Below are 24,630 nucleotides of genomic sequence, written 5' to 3'. Positions count from 1 at the left end.
GTAGTAACTCCGACACCAATTCCTGTAGTAACTCCGACACCAATTCCTGTAGTAACTCCGACACCAATTCCTGTAGTAACTCCGACACCAATTCCTGTAGTCACGCCAACGCCAATTCCTGTAGTAACTCCGACACCAATTCCTGTAGTAACTCCGACACCAATTCCTGTAGTCACGCCGACACCAATTCCTGTAGTAACTCCGACACCAATTCCTACAGATATGACATCACCAACTCCTGTATCACCGACACCAATTCCTGTAGTCACGCCAACACCAACTCCTGTATCACCGACGCCAATTCCTACAGATATCACAGCACCAACTCCTGTATCACCGACGCCAATTCCTGTATTACCGCCGACGCCAATTCCTGTATTACCGACGCCAACACCAATCTCAAACAACATCAACCACCCGCCTGTACTCAATTACGGCTTCAGTACCACCCCGTGGCATTACGCATTCCTAAAAACCAGCAATTCATCGCAGTTTGAATACACTTTCCCGCAGAATACCTTCACAGATTCCGATCCTGGAGATACTCTCACTTATTCAGCTACTTTGATAGACGGAAGTCCCCTGCCGAGTTGGCTAAATTTCAACCCAAATACTCGCACTCTCAGCGGCAAAAGTCCGACAATTCAAAGTCTCAAAATTAAGTTGACAGCAACAGACAAAGCTGGTGCAAGTGCGAGCGACACTCAGGGAATGCTGATAACAGTTAGCTGTAGTGGTGTGGTGATTGACGGTTACATTTCTGGCTCAACTCTCTTCTTTGACGCTAATAAGAATAACGTCCTTGATGCCAACGAACCCTTTACTACTACTGACGGCAATGGTGGTTTTGAATTAGAAATTCCCTTCGATAAGTTTGACACTAACAAAAACGGTCAAATCGATCCAGAAGAAGGCAATATCGCTGCTGTTGGTGGCTTCGATACTGCCACTGGTTTGCCTTTGGAAACACCTGTATCTGCACCTCCCGATGCTACGGTAGTCACGCTGTTGACGACTTTGGTGGCAGATTTGATGCAGCAGGGAATTCCCCGAAATGAAGCGGAATCCAAAGTCAAAGCTGCTTTTGCGATTCCAGCAAGTGTCGATCTGACAGATTTAGATCCAATTGTTGCTACCAAAAACAATCAACAGGGCGGCGTGGAAACTTTGGCAGCAATGGTAAAAGTGCAAAACTTGATTACCCAAACTGCCACCTTTATTGACGGTATTTCCACCGCTGGTTATCCAGCCATTAATCAAGCTGTCGTCAGTGCCATTACCAGTCAAATTAAATCCGGTACTAAGTTGGATTTAACTAATCCCGCACAGTTGTCAGCAATTATCCAGCAAGCTGTTACCAATACCAAACAGTTTGACTCGAATCTCAACAGCCAAAAATTACTCTCAATTGCCCCGCAAGTTGCCCAGGTAATGGCTGAGGCGAATCAAAAGGTCGATCGAGCTATTTCAAGCTTTTTGCCAAATTCGATTCCTACCGAGGTGGCGCGCGTCCAAAAAGTCGCACTCAGCGAGACTGCAATAGACTTGAAACGGGCTGCTGCGGGCATCAAATCCATTTCTGATGTGGTTGCTGAAAATACTGGTAGTGCTTTAGATGCCAAGATTCAAGGCACTGCGGCACCGGCTTTACCTGCTACTCCGATCGCAAGTGGCGATATCGTACCCATCAGCAATTCTATCAATTCGGCTGTGGGTACGAATGGAGATGATACGATTATTGGCAGTAGTGGTAACGATTTCATCAGCGGGAAACGGGGCAATGATTCCCTTGACGGCAGCATCGGTGACGACACCATTTACGGCGGCAAGGGCAGCGATACTGTCATTGGCGGTAACGGTGAAGATATCTTGTTTGGCGATCGGGGATCTGACAGTCTCATCGGCGGTGACGGCAATGATACCCTTTACGGTGGCAAAGGCAATGATACCCTAATTGGTGGCTTAGGGAATAATAGTTTAATTGGAGGTGCGGGTAGCGATTACTTTGTACTATCTGCCAATTCTGCGATCGATACAATTGTCGATTTTGAGGATGGAAAAGATTTGATTTTCCTAACTAATGGCTTGACTTTTGCACAATTAGATGTTAATCAAAGTAATGATGCAACTTTGATTAAGTTAGTCTCTAGCGGGCAGGTTTTAGCTTCCTTAACTGGGATTTCTGCTAACACTATTAGTGCCACAGATTTTGGGTTTTAAAGCAGTAGCCGGAATATCTAGGTGTACTGTAGGGTGCGTCGCTATCGAAAATCTCAACCAAAATCGAAAATTCCACAGCGACGCACCTTACCCAACTACTAGCTACAAACTGTGCTCTAATTTGGCAGAGAGTTCAGCAAAGTTTCCACACTAGCATTGTGGTCTATGAAGGAGAACAAATGTTTGAAGAGGAGTTTTCCCTCTGCATCCAAAACAAACTGAGCTGGCAAGGGAGCACCCAAAGCCTGACCCGTTTCATAAGCCCGAAACACTCTTACGCTTGGATCGGACAGCAGGGGCATTTTCAAGCCTAAATCTCTAACCACAATTTGGCTTTGGCGATCGTCGGTGCTTGTTACCATCAATAATTCTATATTGCGATCGGCAAACTGTTCCCACTTTTCATTCAAGGCTTTAATGTGAGGAAAACAGAAAGGGCAATATTGCTTTTCAGTAAAAATTCGAGTAAAAGCCAGAACCACCGGTCGATCGCCCCGATAATTCGACAGGCGCACTAATTTGCCATTATTAATATCCGGCAATTCAAAATCAGGCGTCATCTGTCCCAGCTTCAGAACATTAGTGGCGGGAACAGGCAATAAATTTTGGAAAAACCGCTGATTTAACAACCCGCTAAAATCAGTAGAAGTCAGCATATTTCCTAATTTGGGAATGGGGAATGGGGAATTGGGCATTGGTCAATGGGTATTGGGCATTGCACCGAAAGTTTCGAGGGCGGGCACTCACAGGCGCCGCCCCTACAACTCAAAACGATCGAGTTAGACAGCAGCAAAGAATACCTTAGACTTAACCGGATCGGGTGTCATGGTTTTGTCACCGGGCTGCCAGCCGGCGGGACAAACTTCATCGGGGTGAGACTGAACGTGTTGGATAGCTTGCAGAGTGCGGAGAGTTTCGTCTACGTTGCGGCCGAAGGCAAGGTTGTTGATAGTAGAGTGTTGGATGATGCCTTCTTTGTCGATGATGAACAGACCTCTGAGGGCAATGCCTGCTTCTGGGTCAAGGACGTTGTAGTCGGAACTGATGGTTTTTTTGAGGTCAGCTACTAACGGATAGTTGAGGTCGCCGACACCGCCTGATTTGCGGTCTGTTTGTATCCAAGCGAGGTGAGAGAATTCGCTGTCAACTGATACGCCGAGGATTTCGGTATCGATGTTTTTGAAGTCCTCATGGCGATCGCTAAATGCTGTAATCTCAGTCGGGCATACAAAGGTGAAGTCCAAGGGGTAGAAGAACAGGACTACATACTTTTTGCCTTTATAGTCTGACAGTTTAACTGTCTTGAATTCCTGATCCACTACGGCTGTTGCTGCGAAATCGGGTGCAGCTTGACCAACCCGGAGGCATTCACTCGTCATAGATTTTGTTTCCTTTTTTACGAACTGTTACAAATATATCATAGTCATAACGACTACAAGTATCTTCTCGCCAATTCAAAAAAACACGCTCTCAAAATTGAGAGCGCGATTTTTGGATCAAACTATGGCTCAGGCGGGATTTGAACCTGCGACCTTGGGCTTATGAGTCCCCTGCGCTAACCACTGCGCCACTGAGCCAAACTTACTTCACGATTTACTATCGTAGCACGGTAAGGCGAGCTATGTCTCGATTTATAACAACAGAATTTCTAATAACCTTTCATAAAAGTTATGAGTTTTGGTAATCATTCAAAACCCATAACTTCCGACCAGTCGTTACCGAGAAGCGCTGGAGGTATCGTCAGGCAGAAAAGCCATTGGATTGACAGCACCCTGTCCGGCGGGATGGACTTCAAAGTGCAAGTGCGGCCCGGTACTGAAGCCGGTGCTGCCCATTTCTGAAATCTGTTCACCTCGCTCGACCTTCTGACCCTTTTGCACCAAAATTCGGCTGTTGTGGGCGTAGACCGTCTCTGAGCCGTCTGCATGGGTAATTTCCACCAGATAGCCGTAGCCCCCGTCGTTCCATTCTGCATAGGTAACCACCCCGCTGTCGGCGGCCATAATTGGCGTACCGATCGGCCCTGCAATATCAATTCCCTTGTGCATCCGTCCCCAGCGCCAGCCGTAGCCAGAAGTGAGAACGCCCTTAGCCGGCCAAATAAACCCGTTAGCCGACTGCTGTTGGCCACCGTTAGGCAGATAAGTATCAGCGCCCGAAAGCGGGGGCAGTTCTGGAGAAACCATGCGTCCTAAAGACGGGTTGCTCAGGGGGTCGTAACCCTCAGAGCCCAAAGGAGCAGTTGCCACCACAGGCTGCTCACCAGCACTTGTCGGCGTCAGGTTAATCGGTTGCAGTTCGGCGGCGCGAGCTGGGTCAAAACGCTCTTGCTGCTGCTTCTGAACTTGCTGGGACCACGCTCTCGACGGCGGTCTGCTGAGTTCATTCTGCACCGCCCCAGCGTACTCGGGGGTGTAGAGGTCGGGATTGACACTTGGGATCTCGTCAGACGGGTTGCCCGAGGCGACTTGCGTCTCCTGCGCGTCAGTTGGAGCCAGGGAAACCGCATTGGCCCCGATCGAATTGCGCTCGGCGCGATATTCCTCTCGCAGCCTGACAACTTCTGCCCTCAAGCGTTCGGAATAAGGGTTGAGAGCGGTAGCGGTGGGTAGACCCTCCGAATTCGACTCTGGTAAAGCGCTAGTTGGAGCGGCATTTAAACCCTGGGCGCTAGCATTTGGCACGTAGCTGACCGGCTGCGGGTATGCAACAGCGATGGTGGTAGCAGTTGCACTTGCTGGCTCTGGCAGGGCACTGGTGTCAACGGCACCTGTAAATGTTGGTTCGCCTTGAAGCTCCAGCTTTCTGGTGTCGCTAATGGTTTGAGAAACTTGAGTTAGCGGAATGCTGTTAATTTTGGGAACCATCGGGGCTGAAATATTGTTCAGACCTTCCAAGTTCGCCAAGGGAGAGACAACCGCGACTGTTGGCGCGGGTGCTGCAACGCCAGCACTGGCTGTGGACGGGGTAGACGAGCTCTTGTTCAAAGATGCGGGAACCGAAGCCGCCGACAACACAGATTTAGAGTTGGATGCAGAATAAGACGCTGTGGCCTGCACCGCTGAATTATTTGCTCCAACTTGGGGAATTTTCAGCCGTTGATTGACATTCAGCAAGTTGGGGTTGCCAAGCTTGTTGACGGAGATCAGCTCTTTGGGCGATACGCCGTGACTACTTGCGATCGCATCTAAGGTATCTCCCGGACGCACGCTGTAGAGCGCCCTTGCCGGCGCGGCGGTGCTGCCTGCTGGGGGGACTACCACAGCGGAGGGCAAACTCGGTGTTGCCAGAGACTGTTCAATTGACTCTAATGCTCGATCGGGCGATGCTGCTTGACCGACCGCGGCATTGGGAATTACAGGTGTGCCCCTGAGGTCGGGAAAGGCTGTCTGAGTGGCAGCTCCGGGGGATGCCAGCGTCGGTGCAGCAGGTGTAGATGCAGCAGGTGTAGATGCAGCAGGTGTAGATGCAGCAGGTGTAGATGAATTTGCTCCCTCCTCAGACCCCAACAGGGCCCGACCTGATGCTGTAGTGCGGTTTTCCTGTTTTTTCAAACTGTCGATCGCCCCGTCTGCGTTCGGGATGTCGATCGAACTTTGTGCCGCTAGCGGAGTAGCCAGCGGGGTCGCTGCGGTTGGCTGCCCAGACAGGGCTGCACTATCCAACGACTCGGAGCCAGTCAGATTTAATTTTTGTTCGGGATTGACCGCGGCAGTATTGCCAGCGTTCTGTTGTGGGGAGGCTTCAGTCGCCTGCGGTATTCTGATCTCTTGGCCAACTTGGAGTACGGTATCGGGTTTGATGCCGTTGGCAGTTGCTAGTGCCTTCGGTTCAACTTCATAGTCCCGAGACAGCTCCCAAAGGGTTTGTCCCTGCTGAACCTTAACCCCTGCCTGTTCGGCCCAGGAACCGTCAACTTGTGCGGAGGTAGCGGGCCCGTTGGCCGACATTGGCTGTACTTCAGCGGTGGATTCTGCTGTCTGTGCGAGTTCAGACGCGCGAGCGCTGTCTCCGTTTCTCGGCAGCAGGATGCCAGAAGCACCTACCGATATGGCCAGCCCGATGGTGGCGAGAGAGCGAACTCTGCCTGTGCTGAGCGTTGTCTGCTTGGACGGTTCCGCAGAACCGTCTCTGTCGATTTCACTAGCCTGAACAGGCTTAATTTTTTGGGGATATGTTCGTTTCAAAAAAACGACCTCCTACTGAGAAGCGCTAACTGTCCTTGGAAACACTCAAGGGGATCGCATGACGCTGAATTTAAATCAACAACCAAAAATATTCTGATTGTTGACAGCGATCGTGCTTAGGCAAGATTACCTTGCTTTTTTAATTTAGACAAGCTCGAACCGTCAGAAATTTTGAAATTCTCGGTCAAACCCGCTGCAATTACACCCCAAAAGCCTTACACCGCAATACGTGGAACGAATACATAAAATATGCGTTCCCGCACAGGCTAAGACTCTCACCTATTATCCGACTCTATGGTAATTTCCGGACAACCTACAACCGTATATTTACTAGATATCAATAGCCTTCAGGCCTCTTCAGGCGATCCCTGACACCCTAGGTCGCTGAAATCCTCTGTTTTTGTTGCTAAATCATCTTGCGGGTAATTTTGTATTGCTGATAACAATATGTTTTCGGATGAATAAAATATATTAATCTTCGCTATCTAGCTTTTCACAGCTTTGATACAAATTTCTTATATTTAAAGCGAGATTTGGTAGCCCCCGACAGCTATTAAATATCTATATGTGTATGTATGTGTCGATCGTGATTTATCCCAGCTCGCCCAACTGTCGTTTAGCCTCAAATAAACCTACAGCGGCGCTGACGGAGAGGTTCAAACTCCTGACTCCAGGCTGGCTCATGGGAATAAAAACTGTGGCATCGCAGGCATCCAAGACGAATTGGGGAATGCCAACAGTTTCCGAGCCAAACATCAGCCAGTCGCTGGGCTGAAATTGGAATTGGGTGTAACTGCATCGCCCGCCAGTGCTGAATCCGATCGATCTCCCCCCCCGCTCCTGCTGACATATCTGAAAAGCCGCTAAGTCTTCGTGGCAGTGGAGGTTGACGTAGGGCCAGTAATCTAAGCCAGCCCGTTTCAGGTAGCGATCGCTAATTTCAAACCCCAGGGGGCCGACTAAATGGAGTTCCGTGCCTGTGGCAGCGCAAGTGCGGGCGATATTGCCAGTATTCGGGGGGATTTGCGGGTGAATCAAGACAAGTTGGGGCATGAAGCTAATTAAAAGCGCAAAATACAGCTATTGGGAAATATAGAAATCTACCTTTCGGTAGATACAACTTATAGCTTTTATTTATAACGTTTGTCGAGTGCCATTGATTAAATATTCTGATTTGTTTTTGGGCGCCGCTTTTCAACTTTTGCGCCGGAGGTTGGGGCTATTTGGATTGTTGGCTGAGTACCCATAACCAGGGGGCTACCGAAAGCCCCCGTGATGAGAATGGCGGTTATACCATTGGAGATTTTAGATTTGAGATTGAAGAATTGGGAATGACTGACTAGATATGGGTTTGGGGCAGGGGTCTACAGTTGCATTGTTTGGTGAAACTAATATTAGTTTAGGCAACTAACTGGGCGCACAAGTTGTCTTCGAGCTCCCATTCTTGGTTAACCATGCCATCAATCCCTTGGAGAATAATACTGCGGGTGTCCAAACCGCTGTCATGCAGCTTTAACCACTGCTGGGCAGTGTTACCTTCCCGTAGAATCTTTTTGAGCGGCGAGAGAAAGCAACTAAAGCCGCGTTTTTTGGCGAAAGGCCAGACTTCCTGATAAATTTCCTCAATCCAATCTCGCGCGCGAATAGTTCTGCCGTCTTGCCAGTGGATGAGTTCGGCATCCAAACTGTGCCGGGATGCAGCAATTTCGTTGGCGTCGGTGAGGGCAACTAAGTCTTGGTTGCGGGTGGCTGCGGGCAAGGTGCTGAGTTCTAAGGGGTCTAAGCTGGGGTCTTCCATCATCTGCCAAATGCGAGCTTCTAGCAAGGCAGTGATGGCCAACAAAGCCAGAGGATTGACTTCGAGGTCACAAATTCTCAGTTCGAGGCGGTTGAGACAGTAGGGGCGACGATCGCCATTTGGGCGTACAGCAGACCACAAATGGCGGACATTTTGCATACTACCAAGTTGTAGCTGTTCTTCAGTCCACTGGATGTAATGCTTGTGACTTTCAAACAGGGGGACGACGGCGGGAGTTTTGGGAAACAAACCCCAGCGCGTGGAATGATAACCGGTGACTGCGCCGTCGAGGAAGGGAGAAGAGGCGCTCAAGGCAAGGTAAAGCGGTGCTTCGACGCGGGCGAGGCGGATAGCGCGCATCAGCATTTCTGGTTGGGAGATGCCGATGTTGATGTGAATGCTGGCGGTGACGACTTTGGTGCCGTAGGTTTGCTCGATGTAGGTGTGGTAGGGGTTGTTGGGATCGGAGCGGTAAAATCGATCGCTCCCTCCGAGAGACAGGGTACTTCCCGGCAGCAAGGTATAGTCGCCCAATTGTTTGAGATACTCGCGCAGCCGGACTCGCGGCTTGACTAAGGCGCAGAGCAGGCGATCGTAGCTGCACAGCGGGGCGGTCGTGTACTCCACATTGCGACTATCAGGCTCCCGCACAAATCCCTCTAGATCGGCGACTATGCGATCGGACAGACCGACAACCTCACCTTCGGGCGTGCCGGTATACATTTCTACTTCAAAGCCTTTTGATAGCAGCACGTTTGTTCCTCAGCTAAGTTGAGTGCTAATTTCTAGTATCCCAAAAATTGAGCTGTTCGTGCTATCTGCCACAAGGCAGAGTGAAAATTTTTGGCGGCTGGGACTGAAACCGGGTGTTTCGGCGCCAGCTTTGTTTGAGCGTTTGTGTGTTAGTTGCGGCACTCCAAGCGGCAAATGCTGGCACCGCAAAAAGTTTCCGAGGCGGTTGTAGAGTCAGAAAGGCTGTTTGTGCGATCGCCTAGCGTGTTTGATTCGGCATTCGCGGCGCGATCGTACTTATCGTAAAGAGAACCCTCCCTTACCACAGAAAGAAGTGAGAAAGCACTGCCTTCTTCCCTCTTCCTTCTTCCTTCGACATCTATTTTCTGCCTTGAGGGGGATAGCCACAGATATATCTTAGGTGCGATGCTCAAATAAGAAAAAGCAACATTTTTGAGCAATTATTAATCCCTGGAAACTTCTGTGAAAGAGCAAGAAAGAACCCCTCCCAATTTTTGGAATATGCTAAGCAATTTAGCCTTAGTCAGGTTTTTGCTTTTATTTGCTTCAGGTTGGGCTGGACTGCAACTTTTAGCTTACTTTGAAACCGCAGTCGCAGTTTTCACGATTGCTGCACTCGTGGCTTTTTTGCTCAACTATCCGGTGCGAACTCTCCAGCGAGTGTTACCAAGAAGTTTAGCTGTCGCCTTAGTTGTCTTGCTCACCATTTTAGTTTTTGGCGGTCTCACCGTCACCCTAGGCGTCACTCTTTTATCTCAAGGACAGCAATTAATTGACAGCATGACTGAATTTGTGAATGCTCTAGCGCCTCTGTCGGAGCGCATCGAAGCATTCCTGCGAGCAAGAAACCTGCAAGTCAACCTGCGAGTTATTGAGGAACAACTGCGAAATCAAGCTTTAGCTGGAGTTGTTTCGAGTATTGCTTTTTTACAAGTATTTTTAACCAATTTATTGAATTTAATATTAATTATTGTGGTGGCTTCTTTCATGTTACTTGATGGAGAGAGGCTGTGGCTGTTGGTTCTCAAATTTATACCCCGACACCTGCACAGGCGTTTAAGTTTAACAATAGAGCGAAACTTTTTAGGATTTTTCCAGGCACAAATTCTGTTAATGTTATTTTTGACAACAGTAAGTTTTGTAGTTTTCCTGCTGTTAGGTGTGAGATTTCCTTTAATCTTAGCCTTTATTATCGGATTGTTTGATTTAGTTCCGGGGATAGGAGCGACGCTGGGAATTAGCTTAGTTTGTTTTATTGTATTGTCTCAAAATGTGTGGCTGGCTTTAAAAGTATTAGCAGCTTGCATTGTTTTGCAGCAAATTCAAGACAACTTTATTCATCCGAGACTCATGCAAAATTCGCTTAACCTCAATCCGGTAGTGGTATTTTTTGCACTGTTAGTAGGCGCGAGAGCGGCAGGACTTTTAGGGATATTTCTGGCTATTCCGCTAGCGGGAGTGATAGTTAGCTGGTTTGAAATTGAAGAAATGCAAGCGGAAGGTTAATTGATACAGCCATCCTATTTTATATCAAATCCGGCTGAAAAATCCGGTTTTAACCTGCCGACTAGAAGCCCAATGCTTCAAAAACTCTCCTGGCCGCAACGCGCAACTAAAAGTAATATCAATTCCGTCAGCATCGGAATTATTCATCTCTCTCTTCTCGGACTCTGCGTCAAGAGCGTTCTCTGCGGTTAAATCATTCCGATACAACCGGAATTGATATAAAGAGAAAAAAAGCAACGTAGGGTGTACCACTCCGCGCACACCTGACGGCGTAGAGTCAATGAATAAATTGCAAGTCTGTAGGAAATCTTTCTTCTTCTGGTTCTGGCTCGTAAATATAATCGCAGTCAAAGCGCAGAGCTTGAGAGTGGCGGCTGATGGAAAATCCGCACTGAGTCACCATTTCTGTAGTAAAAGTAGCCATGACTAACTCAATGAGTTTTCTGTAAGAAATGTTAGGCTGTTGAACGTAATAGGCGCGTCTGGCAAAAAAGATTCGCTCATCTTTCGGTACAATTATGCCATTAATTTTGTGTGCGTGTTGAATCGGCTTGATATAGGTTTCAATAAACTGGGACTGATTTTGTTGCAGTCTGGCTAATCTTTCGTGTTGCAACCAGCTCATTTGAAACACAATTTTAATCAATTCAAAACCCAAAATGTAGTTAAAAACATTATTGCGTTCTTCTGTACTCAAGACGCAGCGGAGTGCCGACTCTAAATATTGGTCAGTTTCCCGGAGCGCTTGTTGAGATGAGTGGATATAAAATTGTTTGATGTAGCTTCTTAAATCAGATTCGTTTAATTCTTTTTTGACTCGGAATCGGATTAAATACTCTTTTACTCGGTCTAGAGTGTCTATATCTTCAAACATTTTTGAGACTAAGCCATCGGCTGTGTACTCATCTAAAAATTCGGCTTGTAAATCGGGAGTAGATGCGCACAATATGTAGGAGAGGGACAAGACGTAGCGTCGCTGGTTCCAAGGCAAGCTTTCTGCCCACTCCTTAACTTCTACAGGGAGTTTTTCCAGGACGGTATCTGTGTGGGGGCGTTGAGAAAGGTCGGCATACTTATATTTTTGTTGAATCATTGCCTGAAACCTTATATTAGTAAATTGACCGGGTAAGATATCGCAGGTAAGTAAGATGGTAAAGTAGAGACGAGGAGTTACAAGTTATATTTATTTTTTTGATATGTCTTAAGATACATGATGTTTCTAGTAAAGCAAGTGATCTGTCTCACACTTTTGCGGACTTGTAATCACAACTGTGAGCTTGCCGTATCACGCTTTGGGGCCGCGAGTGTCACCCGAAAGACGTATTCACGTCACTGTGGTAACGGCGGGTGCGGTTGATGATTAAGAAGGGTGATTCATAACTTTTTGTTAATCAGGATTACTGAGGTCAATCATGAACTGGACTACAAGTATTTTACCTGAAAATCAGTGCCAAGACTTAACTTTTGGCATCGCCTCGTCCAACCAGTGCGAGAGTGGCTCGATCGCATTGCAGTGGGCGATCGGCAATTGCGAGAGTGGTTGTGCCAACTTATACCCGCACGGTGTCCTTTTGAGAGAGATCTTCAGCTATGGGGACACCATCTTTTCCACATACCCCCGATGTGCAAGCTGAATCCGGTATATGAGGAATTAGTGGGCTGGCGTTTTCTCTCTCTCTCTGGTTTTTGGCTGACGTATGCGGGGAAGATGTAACGCCCTACTGTTGATTGAGGGGTGTCATACCTCGATCGCCCATTGAGATCAATTATTTACAGGGTGCGTGAACCCGCTAGTGGCGAGAGCGCTAATTTCAGCCACGATCGTTGATAATATCAGTGGATGCCTCTAGATAGGAGCGGGCATCCATCCGGGCGGTCAAGTCAAAAATAACATCAAACGGTAGCAGCAAAAACAATAAATATAAAAAAAATTTAACAAGCTACTTTGGCTCATGGAAGTGAATATGTTTAACGCAACTGAACTGCTGATTAACGCTTTTGTAAATCGGCTAATTGAAGGCTACCAGCACACCTACGGCGGCTTCAAATCTGACTATGGCGAAATTATTGCTTGGGTAGCCGATATGGCTTTGGAAAATATTGCTAATAGCGATGCTCTTTACCACAATGTGGAACATACTATTTTAGTGACATTGGTGGGACAAGAAATTCTGCGCGGGAAGCACATCCGCGAGGGTGGTGTTTCCTGCGAACATTGGCTGCATTTCCACATTGCTTTGCTGTGCCACGATATCGGATATGTTAAGGGCGTTTGTCGGCAAGATAGAACAGATTTGGGACTGTATGCGACGGGAATAGGCGACATGAAATTAACGCTACCTCGGGGGGCGACGGATGCGAGTTTGACGCCTTATCATGTCGATCGCGGGAAAATGTTTGTAGAAGAGCGTTTTGGTGGTCACAGACTGATTGATGCGGACTTGGTGAAGCGGAATATTGAGTTAACTCGTTTCCCGGTTCCTCGGGATGAAGACTATCAAGATACTGTGAATTATCCGGGTTTGGTGCGGGCGGCGGATTTAATCGGTCAGTTGAGCGATCCGCGATATTTGCAAAAGGTTTCTGGGCTGTTTTACGAGTTTGAGGAGACTGGTCAAAATCAGGTTTTGGGGTATAAAAATCCGGCGGATTTGCGGGAGGGGTATCCTAAGTTTTATTGGAATGTGGTTTATCGGTATGTCAAGGATGCGATCGGCTATTTGGAACTGACGCAGCAGGGGAAACAAATTGTAGCTAATCTGAACGCAAATGTGTTCCGGGTGGAGCATTCTGAGGTGGAAGTTGAGGAGGTGGCTGTAGTTCGTTAGGGTTTAGTTTCTTTCCCAGGCGGGGCACCAGAAACCGGGTTTTTTAGTCAACTATCCCATCACAACTTTTAATCTCAGCAAAAAACCCGGTTTCTTTCCTAGGCGGGCGGCCAGAAACCGGGTTTTTTTACGAAAATACCGCATCACAGCTTTTAATCTCAGCAAAAAACCCGGTTTCTTTGCTACGCGGGCGGCCAGGAATTCCCGATCGAATTCAGCAATCCTGTTGATATTGAAACGCTAAATCTTCGATGAGTTCAACCATTGCGCGAACCATCGGCATTTTAGTGAGAATTTCGATCCAATACCATTGTCCGTTAGGATTGAGTTCGATAAAATAAAGCGTATCGTCATCATCGCGAATGATGTCGAATGCACCAAAATTTAAGCCGAACTCGTCAAGCATTTGATGGAGTTTGTTGAGGTAATCTATTGGTAGCTCGTCGGGAACATGAACGAGTTTGTCTGGTTCGGTGACGCGCCAATCTAAGGTCACATCTGCATCGTTGGTATGTTCGGCATCAATGCGACAAACAAAATCATGCTTGCCGATTAATGTAACGCGATATTCTGCTTTCTTTTGAATGCGTTTTTGAATAAAAACAGGTGCTAATCTAATGCTCTCTCGAAATGCTTCAAGTGTTTCTACATCTATGGGGCGAGTATAGCAAGCATACTGCTTTTCATCATGTAAAAAACCAGAGTAACGCATGGGTTTAACAATGCAATTTCCATGTTCGGTCACAAAGTTGCAAGCAGCATCGTAGGAATTGGTGACGAGTGTTGGAGGGATAGTAATTCCCAGTTTTTGAGCAATAGGGATTTGGTTGATGCGATGGGATGGCAATCTAATATTGTAGTATTTATTGACCCACATCGCTTTAGGATATAAGCCAGACAGAGAGTACATCAAAGATTCTGTTTCTTGTTGACAATACTTGATTGCCCAAGTATCTTTAACTTCTGGAAACACTTGATAATCTTCGGGTTTTCGCCACCAAATTACGCCAATATCTTGAACCTCTTTCAAAGAGTCTTCAAAAGACAAAAAACTTTGACTGGGATTGCCAGAAGCTTGCCATTCATAAAAATAATGACTTTTTTGAATAAAACTTTCTGAGTTCAATCTAATTGCTGAAATTTTCGATTTTTGCAATTCTTGCCTAACGATAATCTTTGATTTTTGTAATTTTTGTAATTCTTGGATAACGATATCCGCATGAATGTCAGTCTCGGAAGTCACGATTAAAAGGTTGGTCATAACTAAATCAATTGAAATAATATTGACAGGGAAAGACCTGTAATGCAAAAAAATTCTCTACGGGTCTTTCAAAAAACGAGAGGGCAACAAATATATCTGTTAAATAGAAAAGATTCTAGTCGGAGTCGCCTTTTTGCTGGTCGTCATCGGGCTTATGAGGCCAGTGTTTAGGAGAGGAGCCTTTGATACAAGCCCAGGTGCAGCTCCTGGAATTAATGTTGGAAGTCTGCGTGCTGGACTCGTAGCTAGATTGCTCTGCGGAGATGTCATCGTACTTCGACAAGATGCTCAGGTGCATCATCAAAGGATATGCTTTTTTATCGAGAGCGAGCTGGCTAGTCGTCATAAGTTAATTTTTTTTGAGCGATGGTTTTACACTCACAACAATTGAAATAATGTTGACAATCAAAGACCTGTAAGACAAAAATTTATACAGGTCTTTCAAGAAACGAAATGGCAATCGAATATATCGGATAATTAGAGAAAATTCTAGTCGTCCTCTTTCTGGTCGTCATCGGGCTTATAAGGCCAGGCTTTAGGAGAGGAGCCTTTCTTAGCAGACCAGGAGCGCGCCATAGAGGAGATGTTAGAGGTCTGCGTGCTGGGATCGTAGCTAGCTTGCTCTTCGGAGATGCCGTACTTCGACAAGATGCTCAGGTGCATCATCAAAGGATGTGCTTTTTTGTCGAGAGCGAGTTGGGTAGTCGTCATAAGTGAAATTTTTTGAGCGATGGTTTTACATTCACAATGCTACAACTTGCAAATTGATTTGCCTAGTCGAAAAAGGTCGGATAAAGTCGTATAATATAAAAAGTTTTGATAAAGCTTCAATCGTTTTTGTATTTAAGGCGAAAATAGTCGGATCTAGACGGTTTTAGTTCGATCGCTCGGATATTGTGAGGAGGCGCGGGTGAACGTTAAGGAAGCACTGGCTTTTGCAGATGAAGTTGTCTTTGCGAAAACTGGCAAGCATTTAGACGATATGCAAGTTGGTGTGATTGAGGGCGTTTTGAAGCGGCAAAAGTACGGCGATATTGCCCGATCGCTGAATTGTACTGAGGGTTACGCTAAAGATGTGGGCTACGAGCTATGGGAGTTGTTCTCTGATGCTTTTGGAGAAGAGGTTAATAAGTTAAATTTGCGATCGACGCTGATTCGCAAGTCGATGATTAGCCACAGCCGCGTTACTGGTAGCGTCATTAGTGGCAGCAATCATGTCGCTCGCGGTCATGTAATCGGCTCGCTGAATATCTGCACGTCATCTGAAGAGTCGCCTGAGTTTTTGCGGGGAAAGCAGCAGGCGAAAATTGAGGCGATTGCTCGGTTCCAAGCAATAGGATTGAGCGATGAGCAAATCGCGCAATGTTTGGATATGACACTAGAAGAGATTCGACAAGTCGATTTTACAGAATAGAAGTAGTCATGTCAACACTGTTTGTAGTGAGGACTTTAGTCCTCTTCAAAATCTTAGGACTAAAGTCCTCACTACAAACCAATTTTAGGTAGTGTTGTATTGTTAGGGTATAAGTTATAATTTTAATTGAGCGAGACATCTTAATGTTCAGCGATCGCAATATCGTAAAATATGGCTATACCCACAGCACTCAGCAATTTTTTAAATTTTTTGATTGTCATTGCTCGATAGATTGATTAATTCAATCCTTAAGAAAGAGAGAAAAATAATACCATGCGTGACAAAAGATTGCTACACAATAAATGTTGTGTTCGTTTATAAGATCGTTGTGGTCAGGGGTGCGTCGCTGTTATATTGTCGATAGGTAGCTAGGGCTTGTTCGTGAATCCACACCCTACCATCACTGTTGCATTATTTTTTTAAATTGGTATAACCATGAGATTCATTAACCCGAAAATCGAGTTTGCCTTCAAAAAAATATTCGGTGGCCATCAAAGCAAACCAATCTTAATCAGCTTTCTCAATGCCATGATTTATGATGGCAATCCCACCATCACCGACTTAGAAATCATCGATCCGTATTTACCATCAAGAGTCTCCTATCTCAAAGATTCTTACCTGGATGTCAAAGCCAAGCTTGCCCAAGGTCAAACTGTAATTATCGAAATGCAAGTTTTAAATGTGGCATCTTTTGCGAAACGGGTGATTTATAATGCTGCCAAAACTTACTCAACTCAACTATCTCGCGGTGAGGGTTACTTTAGATTAAAACCCGTAATTGCTTTAACAATTACTGACTTTGAAATGTTTGATAATGACCGAGAAGTAATTTCTCACTTTGTTTTCAAAGAGAAAAAGCGTTTGTTCGATTATATCGATCCCGAGATGGAAATCATCTTTATCGAATTGCCCAAGTTCAACAAAAAGTTGAATGAATTAGAAACTTTGACTGACAAGTGGATTTATTTCATGAAAAATGCTCCCAGTTTGGAAGTGGTACCCCAAACAATGGAAACAGTCTCGGAAATACAGCAAGCGTTTGCTATTGCTGATGAAACTAACTTGAATGCGGAAGAGTTGAAAGATTTAGAAAGTCGCGAGAGGTATATTCAGGATCAACAAGGGGTACTGCTCAAGGGTATTGAAGAAGGACTCGCGAAAGGAAGAGAAGAAGGAAGAGAAGAAGGAAGAGAAGAAGGAAGAGAAGAAGGAAGAGAAGAAGGACTTGTACAGGGAATGCAACAGGGAATGAGAGAAAAGGCTCTGGAAATTGCCAGACAACTTCTCAATGTCCTTGACAATCAAACTATTAGTCAAACTACTGGTTTGAGTGTTGAAGATATCCAAAATTTGCGGGAGGAATAGAAAGGAAGGACTGAAGTCCTCACTACAAACTAGAATCACATTGGTTAGTAATGAGGACTTGAGTCCTCTCTTTTTTTGCGGACTGAAGTCCTCACTACTAACCTATAGACGACTCCGGCATCTGTCTAAAGGAAGATTTTATTCAGGGAGTAAATTACGTATTATGCTGTAAAAGTCAGTCACACCGGAAAGCTATCTCCGACTCTAACTCCGAATAACTGACCAATCTTACAATACAAAAAAATACATCTCATGACGCCAGTCACTCCCAATCAAACTTCCTCTCAATACGAAACTAGCAAACCTGAAGAAAAAATTGAGTCTCTGGTAGAAGAAGTTAAGCCAGAAACCGAACTGGATTTAGAATTCCTCTACACCCGAGATATTGAATTCCGCCAAGAAACAATTTATTTCATTGTAGTCGATCGCTTTTACGACGGCGACCCCGCAAATAACGAAGGCCCAAACCCAGAACTTTACGATCCTGAAGGCAAAAATTGGGGCAAATATTGGGGCGGCGACTTGCAGGGAGTTATCGACAAACTCGATTACTTAAAAGATATGGGTGTTACGGCAGTATGGCTGACTCCGCTTTTTGAGCAAGTAGAGGCATTATTTGTCGAACAAGCTGCGATTCATGGATACTGGACTAAAGATTTTAAGCGGCTAAATCCCCGCTTTATTGCCAAAGGTGATAATCCTTCGATCAACCAAACACAAGAAACCAAAGATACCATATTTGACAAATTAGTAGACGAGTTGCACCAGCGCAAAATGAAACTCGTACTCGATATTGTCTGCAATCACAGCAACCCAGATTTTAGTGGCAAAAAAGGGGAACTCTACGACGATGGTGTAAAAATAGCTGACTTTAATGATGATGAAGATGACTGGTATCACCACTACGGCGAAGTTACCAACTGGGAAGATGAATGGCAAGTCCAAAACTGCGAACTGTCGGGTTTAGCAACTTTCAATGAAAATAATACTGAATACCGCCGTTACATTAAGTCAGCAATTAAACAGTGGCTGGACAGAGGTGTTGATGCTTTGCGGGTTGATACAGTCAAGCATATGCCGATCTGGTTTTGGCAGGAATTTAATGCCGACATTTTAACACACAGACCTGATGTTTTCATTTTTGGGGAATGGATTTACAGCGATCCGAGAAATGACCTTTCTGTGGAATTTGCTAACGAGTCGGGGATGACTATTTTAGATTTTGGTCTGTGCGTGGCAATTCGAGAAGCTTTGGGATATTGTGCGGAGGCGGGATTTAAGTTAATTCAAGATGTACTGAATTTGGATCACCGCTACTACGGGGCGACGGAGTTGATTACTTTTATTGACAATCACGATATGCCGAGGTTTCAGTCGTTGAATGCCGATCGACAAATGTTGCAATTGGCGATATGTTTAATGATGACGAGTCGTGGCATTCCCTGCCTTTATTACGGTACTGAACAGTATCTGCACGATGATACTGACGGGGGAAATGACCCTTACAACCGCCCGATGATGGAAAAGTGGGATACTGATTCGCCGATTTACCGAGATGTGCGGTTGCTGTCTGGGTTGCGGCGGCTGAATCCTGCTATTTCGATGGGGAGTCAGTGGCAAAAATATCTAACTGCTGATGTTTATTGTTACGTGCGCCGCTATCGCGATTCTGTGGTGTTTGTGGCGATGAATCGCGGCGATTCTGTTACGGTTGAAGCGGTTGATACTGAGTTGCCGGATGGAGAGCATCGGGAGGTTTTATCGCGCCGCAAGTTTCAAGTTAAAGATGGGATGCTGTACAATTTGGAGTTGGATGCGCGACAAGTAATGATTTTTAGCCGCGTGGGAGAGCGTGTTAAGGCGAAAACTATTGTGCGGGCGCAGTTAAATAGTGTTAAAACTCGGCCTGGGGAAAGAATTGTGGTGGTTGGAGATTGTCCTGAATTGGGGAATTGGGATATTAGTAAGGCTTACCCGCTGGAGTATATCAATACTAATACTTGGTTTGGGGAAATTCCTTTTAATGAAAGTGCGGGGAAGTTGATTGCTTATAAGTATGCGCTGCTGCGGGAAGGTTTGTCGCCGCTGCGAGAAAATTTGGTTTGTCGCCGCTGGGTTTTGGCTTCGGAAGGGACTGTGAAATGGCGGGATAAGTGGGCTTCGGGACGGGAGTCTTAGTTTGGATTTTTGATTTTGGTGTGAGACAGTTAAACAATTTTAGGGTGCTTGTGCACCTTAGGAATGAAAATTTAATAACTTAAACACCTCAATCAGTCCTCTCTCCTATAAGCTGCGAGCTAAAGGGAGGCTCTTCCTCGCCCCAGAAGCGTTACTTTCGCTCTGCGAAAGTAACGAGCAAGTCGCTTAAGTTATTAAATTGCCATTCCTTAGGGATGATTCGTGTGTCAGATTTATGGTGGGGATTGTGTACTCGGAGGATGTGATTTATGGTGCGCACTGCCCACCAGACGGCAATAGGCTTGGGAGAAAAAGACCGGGTGGTTGAAACCGCTGTCCGATCTTGGGCTGGGAAACCGGGTTTTAAGGATAGCAGAGTGCAAATCCTGTATGAGTCGGAAATAGCGATCTGGGTCGATCGATCGATTCCAATGACTTAAGCTTTTATGAGCAAAGTTAGCTGAAGCATTTATGTTTAACCTGATGTATATTTCTCCAGATCAAGACCAAAAAATTCGTTACATCATCCGAGAGTGCGGTCAAGAAGCCCACAAGCTTGCAGCGGCACCTTTTGAAGTTTCCGAGAAAGGCCCGGACGACTACGTGACGAGTATCGATCGCTACTTAGACCGACAACTATCAGCAGCATTTAGCAATTTGTTTCCTGAAGACGGCACGATCACCGAGGAAAACAGTGCCTCTAGAGCCGCTTACCGGGCTAGTTACCAGCGTCTCTGGTGCATCGATCCCCTCGACGGGACGGAGGGATTTATTCAGGGAAAACAGCACTACGCTGTGATGGTGGGGCTGCTGTTGGAGGGGGAACCGGTGGCCGGCTGGATCTACGCCCCGGCTTTTGACCAAATGTATTTTGGCGGTAAAGATTGGGGATTGTTCCAAACTGTGGGAACCCAAGAGCCGCAGCCGATCGCCCTTTGCCAACCCCCCGCTCCGACACCGTTCAATTGTAAAATTATTCTCGGCGACAGAGACCAGAAAAACTATGCCCGGGCGATCGCCCAAAACATCCCGGGAGCCGAATTTTACTCGCTGGGAAGCTTTGGCTTGAAAGTGATGGAAGTCATACAAGGTCGAGCCGGTTTGTACCTGTATTGCAACGGCAGAGTTAAAGTGTGGGATACCGCCGGCCCTCTGGCTCTAGCAAAAGCAGCCGGATTGGTTTGTTGCGACTTGCAAGGTCAACCGCTGAGGTGGACTCCAGATGCGATCGAGCCGGAGACTCTGGCCCACACGCAGTCGATCGCGATCGGCTGGCCGCACTACATAGAAGCTCTGTTGGGCAAAGTTCAACAGGCAGTGGGACGCTTGTAAACCCGTTTAAGATTAAAGAATCTGCTAATAATTTTAGGTGAAGCGCGCCCCTGTACCCTTATCATCAATAATTACAGGAGCTATGAGACGAAGTAAGTTTCCGCTGTGTCTGAGATGTCCGTCTGGTTCGCTTTGTGTCAATCTTATGTAGCAGCAACAGATTGTTTGTTTTCTCAAACAGCGATCGTTCCCTAGCTGTTGGCTGTCGCCTAATCATATTTCCCACCTCCGCGAGTTTGCATGAAGACAGAAGCTTTCAGTGAGCTGTTCCCTCTATTTAAGGGTGCTAACCCAGAAACCTTGGGAGGGCTGCTATCCAATGCCGTTAAGCATGAGTATCCCCCAGGCCGAGCTGTGGTGATGGAGGATTCTTGGGGTAACGCGATTTATTTTGTGGTGTCCGGCTGGGTCAAAGTCCGGCGCCTGTCAAACGATCGAGCTGTATCAATGGCTATTTTAGGACGGGGAGCCTTCTTCGGCGAAATGGCCATTCTTGACGAATCTCCGCGATCGAATGACGTACTTGCTCTATCGCCCGTGCGGCTGATCAGCGTCACGGCTCAGCGATTTATCCAAACCCTGTTTAAAGATCCGCAATTGCACCACCGGATGCTGCAACTGATGGTGCGGCGGCTGCGCCAAACCAATCTCCGCTCTCAACTCCAGAACCGGCAGCCAGCGGTTAAACTAGCAAATACTTTAGTTGAGCTGGGAGAAAACTACGGTCAGAAAACTGCTGAGGGCAGAGATATCTTCAATATTCCTTATGAAGATTTAGCTGACGTGACAGGTATCGCCCTAGATGAAACCAGCAAAATTATGGAAAAACTAGATAGTAAAGGCTGGATCAAAATCGATCCAGAGCACCAAACTATCCATTTGATCAACCTCAAGCACTTGATGAATTTGGCAAGTCAATGACTGATGTCACTTATGAGGATACTTCGTCCGCTGCCGGCGGCGCGATCGGACAACTAACAGCACCGACCATTCACTATTCGGTGGCGATGCCCAATCCTGAATCCCACCTGTTTGAAGTGACTTTGCGCGTGCAAGGTTGGTCGGAGCCGATTCTCGATTTAAAAATGCCTGTCTGGACTCCCGGTTCTTACTTGGTTCGAGAGTACGCCCGCCACCTGCAAGATTTTCGCTCGCTCTCGGGCGATCGAGCTTTACCTTGGCGCAAGATTAGCAAAAATCAGTGGCAAATCGAGACAAATTCAGTGTCAGATATCACGGTTTGCTACCGGATTTTTGCCAACGAACTGACAGTACGAACCAATCATTTAGACTCGACTCACGGTTATTTTAATCCAGCGGCTCTCTGCTTTTTCTTACCCGGTTTTGAGCGCAACTGCTATACGGTGACAGTTGTGCCCCCGCAGCCGGAATGGCGCACGGTAACAACTTTGCCGCCTGTTTCTGGCGACAATCTTACTTTCTCGGCTGCGGATTTTGACACCCTTGTCGATAGTCCTTTTGAGATTGGATGTCACGATTCCTACGATTTTGAAGTGATGGGAAAACCTCATCAGCTTGTGGTTTGGGGACAAGGCAATTTAGAACCAGATAGGGCGATTCGAGACATCCAAAAAGTGATCGAAGTCGAGGCTCAAATGTTCGGCGGTTTGCCTTACGACCGCTATGTATTTTTGTTGCATTTGTCTGGCTCGGGTTTTGGCGGTTTGGAACACAAGGATAGCTGCACTCTTAACTATTCGCGTTTTGGTTTTCGGGTTAAGGACAAGTACGAACGGTTCATTCAATTGGTGGCTCACGAGTTTTTTCACCTCTGGAATGTCAAGCGCATTCGACCGAAAGCTCTCGAAGTATTTGACTACGAACAAGAGAATTATACTCCTTCTCTGTGGTTCTCTGAAGGGACGACCAGTTATTACGACTTGGTGATTCCTTATCGAGCTGGGCTCTACAATGTGAAAGGTTATTTCCAAAATTTGGCTAAGGAAATTACTCGCTTGCAGACGACTCCGGGGCGGAACGTGCAGCCTGCGAGCGAGTCGAGTTGGGATGCTTGGATTAAGCTTTATCGCAGAGATGCTAATAGCGATAATTCGCAGATTTCCTATTATTTGAAAGGGGAATTGGTTTCGTTTTTGCTGGATTTGTTGATTCGAGCTAAACACGGTAACGCGCGATCGCTCGATGATGTGATGCGTTTGATGTGGCAGCAGTTTGGCGGCTATTCTGCTGAAAATGAGGATTTTGCCCTGAAGTCTGGAACAGAGGCTAAGCCTGAGCATCTGACATCAAATGGCAAGTTAAATTCTCACTCGCTCCCAGTAGAAATAGGTTTTACTCCCGAACAGTTGCAAGGTGCGATCGAGTCAGTCGCCGGTATCGACTTAAGCGACTTTTTTGCGCGCTATGTAGACGGCACAGAAGAGCTGCCTTACAACCAATATCTGGAACCTTTCGGGCTGCAAATTTTGGTAGATGAAAGCGACCAAACGCCTCGGATTGGTTGGATGTTGGGGGCGGAAAACGGGCGACAAATGGTTAAATTTGTCGAAGCAGGAGCTCCGGCACAATTGGCCGGAATTGACGCTGGGGATGAGTTGCTGGCGATCGCAGGTTTTCGAGTAACTGCCGAACAAGCGGCAGAGAGGCTGAAAGACTATCAGCCGGGGGACACGTTAGAAGTGACAGTTTTTCATCAAGACGAACTGCGGACTTGTCCTGTTACTCTCGCAAAGCCGCGCCCGGGCCGTTATTCGATCGTACCAGTCGATCGACCAAGCACTATTCAGAAACAAAACTTTACTGGATGGCTGGGTGTTCCTCTGTCGAATTTGTGACATAAATGAAGGGGAAGGGAAAGGGGAAGACAAAAAGGAATCACGCTCAATTCCCAATTTTCAATTCCCATTAGTGTCAACAATCCCGTAAAACCCAGAGAAATCTCGCTTCTAGCGCAGTCTAGAACCCCCTAAATCCCCCTTCCCAAGGGGGACTTTGAATGCTCTTTCTTGTCCCCCCCTTGGGAAGGGGGGTTAGGGGGGATCGAAGCCCTCATCGTCAAACAGCACATCGGTAATAGATTTGATGTTAACTTGACACTAATGACAATGACCAATGACGTTCGCCAGCGGAGACAGCACAAATGACAAATGACAAATGACAAATGACAAATGACAAATGACAAATGACAAATTAGCAATTACCAATTACCAATTTTAATTATGCAAACCCCACCTCCTCCATCAATTACGCCTCGCCAGATGAACCTGCTGAGAATTGTTGCTTCTATGGCCTGGGCTGATGGCGAACTCGCGATAGAAGAAGTTAATTTAATGCTCGATCGCTTTTGCAGTTTGTTTGCCCCAGAGGCGGAGGCACAACAACAAATGCAACAAGAACTCCGGGATTATATCATGCAAAATATCCCGCTTGATGAGTTGATTCACCAACTAGAAACTCAAGAGGAAAAAGAATTAGTCCTCCAACTCGGCTATGAAGTGATTGCATCTAGTTCTAGGACTCCCGATGAACCAAACATTAACGCTGACGAAGCCGCAGCTTATCAAAAATTAGTGCAGTTGCTGAATCTTCCAGAGGATGCAGTTAAGCGTATTGAAGCAGAAGCATCGGCGGCACATTCTTCGGAGGGAATTATAGAGAAAATAGCTCACAAATTAGAACAGTTCATCAAACGCTAGTTTGGGACTGGCGCGCGGGCTGATTTCTGGTTTCTGGCTAAATTTGTAGTTTCTAAACCTCCGATTTTTCCGAGAAACCGGGAATAACTCGTAGGGTGCGTCGCCACTGAA

The 24,630-nt window shown here is 46.4% G+C and carries 23 protein-coding genes and 1 tRNA gene; 12 read left to right on the top strand and 12 right to left on the bottom strand.

Translation table 11 applies throughout. The features are described 5' to 3' along the window. Positions 1-2,220 (top strand): putative Ig domain-containing protein (locus QUB64_RS17885; protein WP_333270087.1); only part of this gene is annotated, 2,220 nt, incomplete at its 5' end. Between the two features lie 116 nt (positions 2,221-2,336). Here QUB64_RS17885 and QUB64_RS17880 read toward each other — a convergent pair. The 7 genes from QUB64_RS17880 to QUB64_RS17850 all read right to left on the bottom strand — a co-directional run bounded on the left by QUB64_RS17880 (position 2,337) and on the right by QUB64_RS17850 (position 9,398). Next, positions 2,337-2,876 carry a peroxiredoxin family protein gene (locus tag QUB64_RS17880; RefSeq protein ID WP_333270084.1) on the bottom strand — a complete coding sequence of 180 codons (540 nt, stop codon included), beginning with the start codon at positions 2,874-2,876 and terminating at the stop codon, positions 2,337-2,339. A 123-nt stretch (positions 2,877-2,999) separates the two neighbouring features. Then, on the bottom strand, positions 3,000-3,599 hold the full coding sequence (locus QUB64_RS17875) for a peroxiredoxin (protein ID WP_333270081.1): 600 nt from the start codon (positions 3,597-3,599) through the stop codon (positions 3,000-3,002). A gap of 125 nt (positions 3,600-3,724) precedes the next feature. Continuing rightward, positions 3,725-3,797 (bottom strand) — tRNA-Met (locus QUB64_RS17870). A gap of 138 nt (positions 3,798-3,935) precedes the next feature. Beyond that, the gene (locus QUB64_RS17865) at positions 3,936-6,407 is read right to left on the bottom strand and encodes a peptidoglycan DD-metalloendopeptidase family protein (RefSeq protein ID WP_333270080.1); all 2,472 of its coding nucleotides are present in this window, start codon (positions 6,405-6,407) and stop codon (positions 3,936-3,938) included. A gap of 591 nt (positions 6,408-6,998) precedes the next feature. Further along, positions 6,999-7,460 carry a tRNA (cytidine(34)-2'-O)-methyltransferase gene (locus QUB64_RS17860; RefSeq protein ID WP_333270077.1) on the bottom strand — a complete coding sequence of 154 codons (462 nt, stop codon included), beginning with the start codon at positions 7,458-7,460 and terminating at the stop codon, positions 6,999-7,001. A gap of 346 nt (positions 7,461-7,806) precedes the next feature. Continuing rightward, positions 7,807-8,958: a glutamate--cysteine ligase gene (gene gshA, locus QUB64_RS17855; RefSeq protein ID WP_333270074.1), complete on the bottom strand. Its 1,152-nt coding sequence runs from the start codon at positions 8,956-8,958 to the stop codon at positions 7,807-7,809. Between the two features lie 149 nt (positions 8,959-9,107). Next, complete coding sequence (locus QUB64_RS17850; protein WP_333270071.1) at positions 9,108-9,398, bottom strand: hypothetical protein; 291 nt, start codon at positions 9,396-9,398, stop codon at positions 9,108-9,110. 22 nt (positions 9,399-9,420) lie between these two features. Between QUB64_RS17850 and QUB64_RS17845 the strand changes: the two genes are divergently transcribed. After that, complete coding sequence (locus QUB64_RS17845) at positions 9,421-10,464, top strand: AI-2E family transporter (RefSeq protein ID WP_333270068.1); 1,044 nt, start codon at positions 9,421-9,423, stop codon at positions 10,462-10,464. A 24-nt stretch (positions 10,465-10,488) separates the two neighbouring features. On the opposite strand, the gene QUB64_RS17840 is transcribed toward QUB64_RS17845, so the two are convergent. Both QUB64_RS17840 and QUB64_RS17835 read right to left on the bottom strand, forming a co-directional pair. Then, positions 10,489-10,611, bottom strand: coding sequence for a hypothetical protein (locus tag QUB64_RS17840; RefSeq protein WP_333270065.1), 123 nt, complete (start codon positions 10,609-10,611; stop codon positions 10,489-10,491). A gap of 130 nt (positions 10,612-10,741) precedes the next feature. Beyond that, positions 10,742-11,557, bottom strand: a complete 816-nt coding sequence (locus QUB64_RS17835) for a cobyrinic acid a,c-diamide synthase (RefSeq protein WP_333270061.1) — start codon at positions 11,555-11,557, stop codon at positions 10,742-10,744. Positions 11,558-11,911: 354 nt separating this feature from the next. Here QUB64_RS17835 and QUB64_RS17830 point away from each other — a divergent pair, with 354 nt between their 5' ends. Then, on the top strand, positions 11,912-12,178 hold the full coding sequence (locus tag QUB64_RS17830) for a Mo-dependent nitrogenase C-terminal domain-containing protein (RefSeq protein WP_333270058.1): 267 nt from the start codon (positions 11,912-11,914) through the stop codon (positions 12,176-12,178). A 250-nt stretch (positions 12,179-12,428) separates the two neighbouring features. Next, positions 12,429-13,292 carry an Npun_R2479 family HD domain-containing metalloprotein gene (locus tag QUB64_RS17825; RefSeq protein WP_333270055.1) on the top strand — a complete coding sequence of 288 codons (864 nt, stop codon included), beginning with the start codon at positions 12,429-12,431 and terminating at the stop codon, positions 13,290-13,292. A gap of 214 nt (positions 13,293-13,506) precedes the next feature. On the opposite strand, the gene QUB64_RS17820 is transcribed toward QUB64_RS17825, so the two are convergent. From QUB64_RS17820 to QUB64_RS17810, 3 genes are all read right to left on the bottom strand, one after another. Then, complete coding sequence (locus QUB64_RS17820) at positions 13,507-14,553, bottom strand: hypothetical protein (protein ID WP_333270052.1); 1,047 nt, start codon at positions 14,551-14,553, stop codon at positions 13,507-13,509. A 115-nt stretch (positions 14,554-14,668) separates the two neighbouring features. After that, positions 14,669-14,899 carry a hypothetical protein gene (locus QUB64_RS17815; protein ID WP_333270048.1) on the bottom strand — a complete coding sequence of 77 codons (231 nt, stop codon included), beginning with the start codon at positions 14,897-14,899 and terminating at the stop codon, positions 14,669-14,671. Between the two features lie 143 nt (positions 14,900-15,042). After that, entirely contained in the window at positions 15,043-15,264 is a 222-nt protein-coding gene (locus QUB64_RS17810; RefSeq protein WP_333270045.1) for a hypothetical protein, read from the bottom strand. Between the two features lie 199 nt (positions 15,265-15,463). On the opposite strand from QUB64_RS17810, the gene QUB64_RS17805 reads away from it, so the two are divergent. The 8 genes from QUB64_RS17805 to QUB64_RS17770 all read left to right on the top strand — a co-directional run bounded on the left by QUB64_RS17805 (position 15,464) and on the right by QUB64_RS17770 (position 24,519). Continuing rightward, the gene (locus QUB64_RS17805; RefSeq protein ID WP_333270042.1) at positions 15,464-15,967 is read left to right on the top strand and encodes a hypothetical protein; all 504 of its coding nucleotides are present in this window, start codon (positions 15,464-15,466) and stop codon (positions 15,965-15,967) included. A 435-nt stretch (positions 15,968-16,402) separates the two neighbouring features. After that, complete coding sequence (locus tag QUB64_RS17800) at positions 16,403-17,332, top strand: Rpn family recombination-promoting nuclease/putative transposase (RefSeq protein ID WP_333270039.1); 930 nt, start codon at positions 16,403-16,405, stop codon at positions 17,330-17,332. 252 nt (positions 17,333-17,584) lie between these two features. Further along, the gene (locus tag QUB64_RS17795) at positions 17,585-19,510 is read left to right on the top strand and encodes an alpha-amylase family glycosyl hydrolase (RefSeq protein ID WP_333270037.1); all 1,926 of its coding nucleotides are present in this window, start codon (positions 17,585-17,587) and stop codon (positions 19,508-19,510) included. Positions 19,511-19,779: 269 nt separating this feature from the next. After that, positions 19,780-19,950 (top strand): hypothetical protein, encoded by a 171-nt coding sequence (locus tag QUB64_RS17790; protein ID WP_333270034.1) that lies wholly within the window; start codon positions 19,780-19,782, stop codon positions 19,948-19,950. Positions 19,951-19,981: 31 nt separating this feature from the next. Continuing rightward, complete coding sequence (locus QUB64_RS17785; RefSeq protein WP_333270033.1) at positions 19,982-20,842, top strand: 3'(2'),5'-bisphosphate nucleotidase CysQ family protein; 861 nt, start codon at positions 19,982-19,984, stop codon at positions 20,840-20,842. A 240-nt stretch (positions 20,843-21,082) separates the two neighbouring features. Continuing rightward, positions 21,083-21,763 (top strand): Crp/Fnr family transcriptional regulator, encoded by a 681-nt coding sequence (locus QUB64_RS17780; protein WP_293145897.1) that lies wholly within the window; start codon positions 21,083-21,085, stop codon positions 21,761-21,763. Then, positions 21,760-23,658, top strand: coding sequence for a M61 family metallopeptidase (locus tag QUB64_RS17775; RefSeq protein WP_333270029.1), 1,899 nt, complete (start codon positions 21,760-21,762; stop codon positions 23,656-23,658). Before QUB64_RS17780 ends, QUB64_RS17775 begins: the two co-directional genes overlap by 4 nt. Positions 23,659-24,042: 384 nt before the next feature. Continuing rightward, a complete protein-coding gene (locus QUB64_RS17770; RefSeq protein WP_333270026.1) occupies positions 24,043-24,519 on the top strand; it encodes a tellurite resistance TerB family protein in 477 nt (158 codons plus the stop codon). The last annotated feature ends 111 nt before the right edge of the window (positions 24,520-24,630 follow it).

Origin of the sequence: Microcoleus sp. Aus8_D2, assembly GCF_036702665.1 — a bacterium.
GTDB lineage: Bacteria > Cyanobacteriota > Cyanobacteriia > Cyanobacteriales > Microcoleaceae > Microcoleus.
This window is presented reverse-complemented; position numbering and strand designations above follow the sequence as displayed.

Bases quoted from the DNA above. Each gene is read 5' to 3' on its own strand.
- QUB64_RS17880 (WP_333270084.1), bottom strand. From the start codon at position 2,876: ATGCTGACTTCTACTGATTTTAGCGGGTTGTTAAATCAGCGGTTTTTC.
- QUB64_RS17875 (WP_333270081.1), bottom strand. From the start codon at position 3,599: ATGACGAGTGAATGCCTCCGGGTTGGTCAAGCTGCACCCGATTTCGCA.
- QUB64_RS17860 (WP_333270077.1), bottom strand. From the start codon at position 7,460: ATGCCCCAACTTGTCTTGATTCACCCGCAAATCCCCCCGAATACTGGC.
- QUB64_RS17840 (WP_333270065.1), bottom strand. From the start codon at position 10,611: ATGAATAATTCCGATGCTGACGGAATTGATATTACTTTTAGTTGCGCG.
- QUB64_RS17835 (WP_333270061.1), bottom strand. From the start codon at position 11,557: ATGATTCAACAAAAATATAAGTATGCCGACCTTTCTCAACGCCCCCAC.
- QUB64_RS17825 (WP_333270055.1), top strand. From the start codon at position 12,429: ATGTTTAACGCAACTGAACTGCTGATTAACGCTTTTGTAAATCGGCTA.
- QUB64_RS17820 (WP_333270052.1), bottom strand. From the start codon at position 14,553: ATGACCAACCTTTTAATCGTGACTTCCGAGACTGACATTCATGCGGAT.
- QUB64_RS17815 (WP_333270048.1), bottom strand. From the start codon at position 14,899: ATGACGACTAGCCAGCTCGCTCTCGATAAAAAAGCATATCCTTTGATG.
- QUB64_RS17810 (WP_333270045.1), bottom strand. From the start codon at position 15,264: ATGACGACTACCCAACTCGCTCTCGACAAAAAAGCACATCCTTTGATG.
- QUB64_RS17800 (WP_333270039.1), top strand. From the start codon at position 16,403: ATGAGATTCATTAACCCGAAAATCGAGTTTGCCTTCAAAAAAATATTC.
- QUB64_RS17795 (WP_333270037.1), top strand. From the start codon at position 17,585: ATGACGCCAGTCACTCCCAATCAAACTTCCTCTCAATACGAAACTAGC.
- QUB64_RS17790 (WP_333270034.1), top strand. From the start codon at position 19,780: ATGGTGCGCACTGCCCACCAGACGGCAATAGGCTTGGGAGAAAAAGAC.
- QUB64_RS17785 (WP_333270033.1), top strand. From the start codon at position 19,982: ATGTTTAACCTGATGTATATTTCTCCAGATCAAGACCAAAAAATTCGT.
- QUB64_RS17780 (WP_293145897.1), top strand. From the start codon at position 21,083: ATGAAGACAGAAGCTTTCAGTGAGCTGTTCCCTCTATTTAAGGGTGCT.
- QUB64_RS17775 (WP_333270029.1), top strand. From the start codon at position 21,760: ATGACTGATGTCACTTATGAGGATACTTCGTCCGCTGCCGGCGGCGCG.
- QUB64_RS17770 (WP_333270026.1), top strand. From the start codon at position 24,043: ATGCAAACCCCACCTCCTCCATCAATTACGCCTCGCCAGATGAACCTG.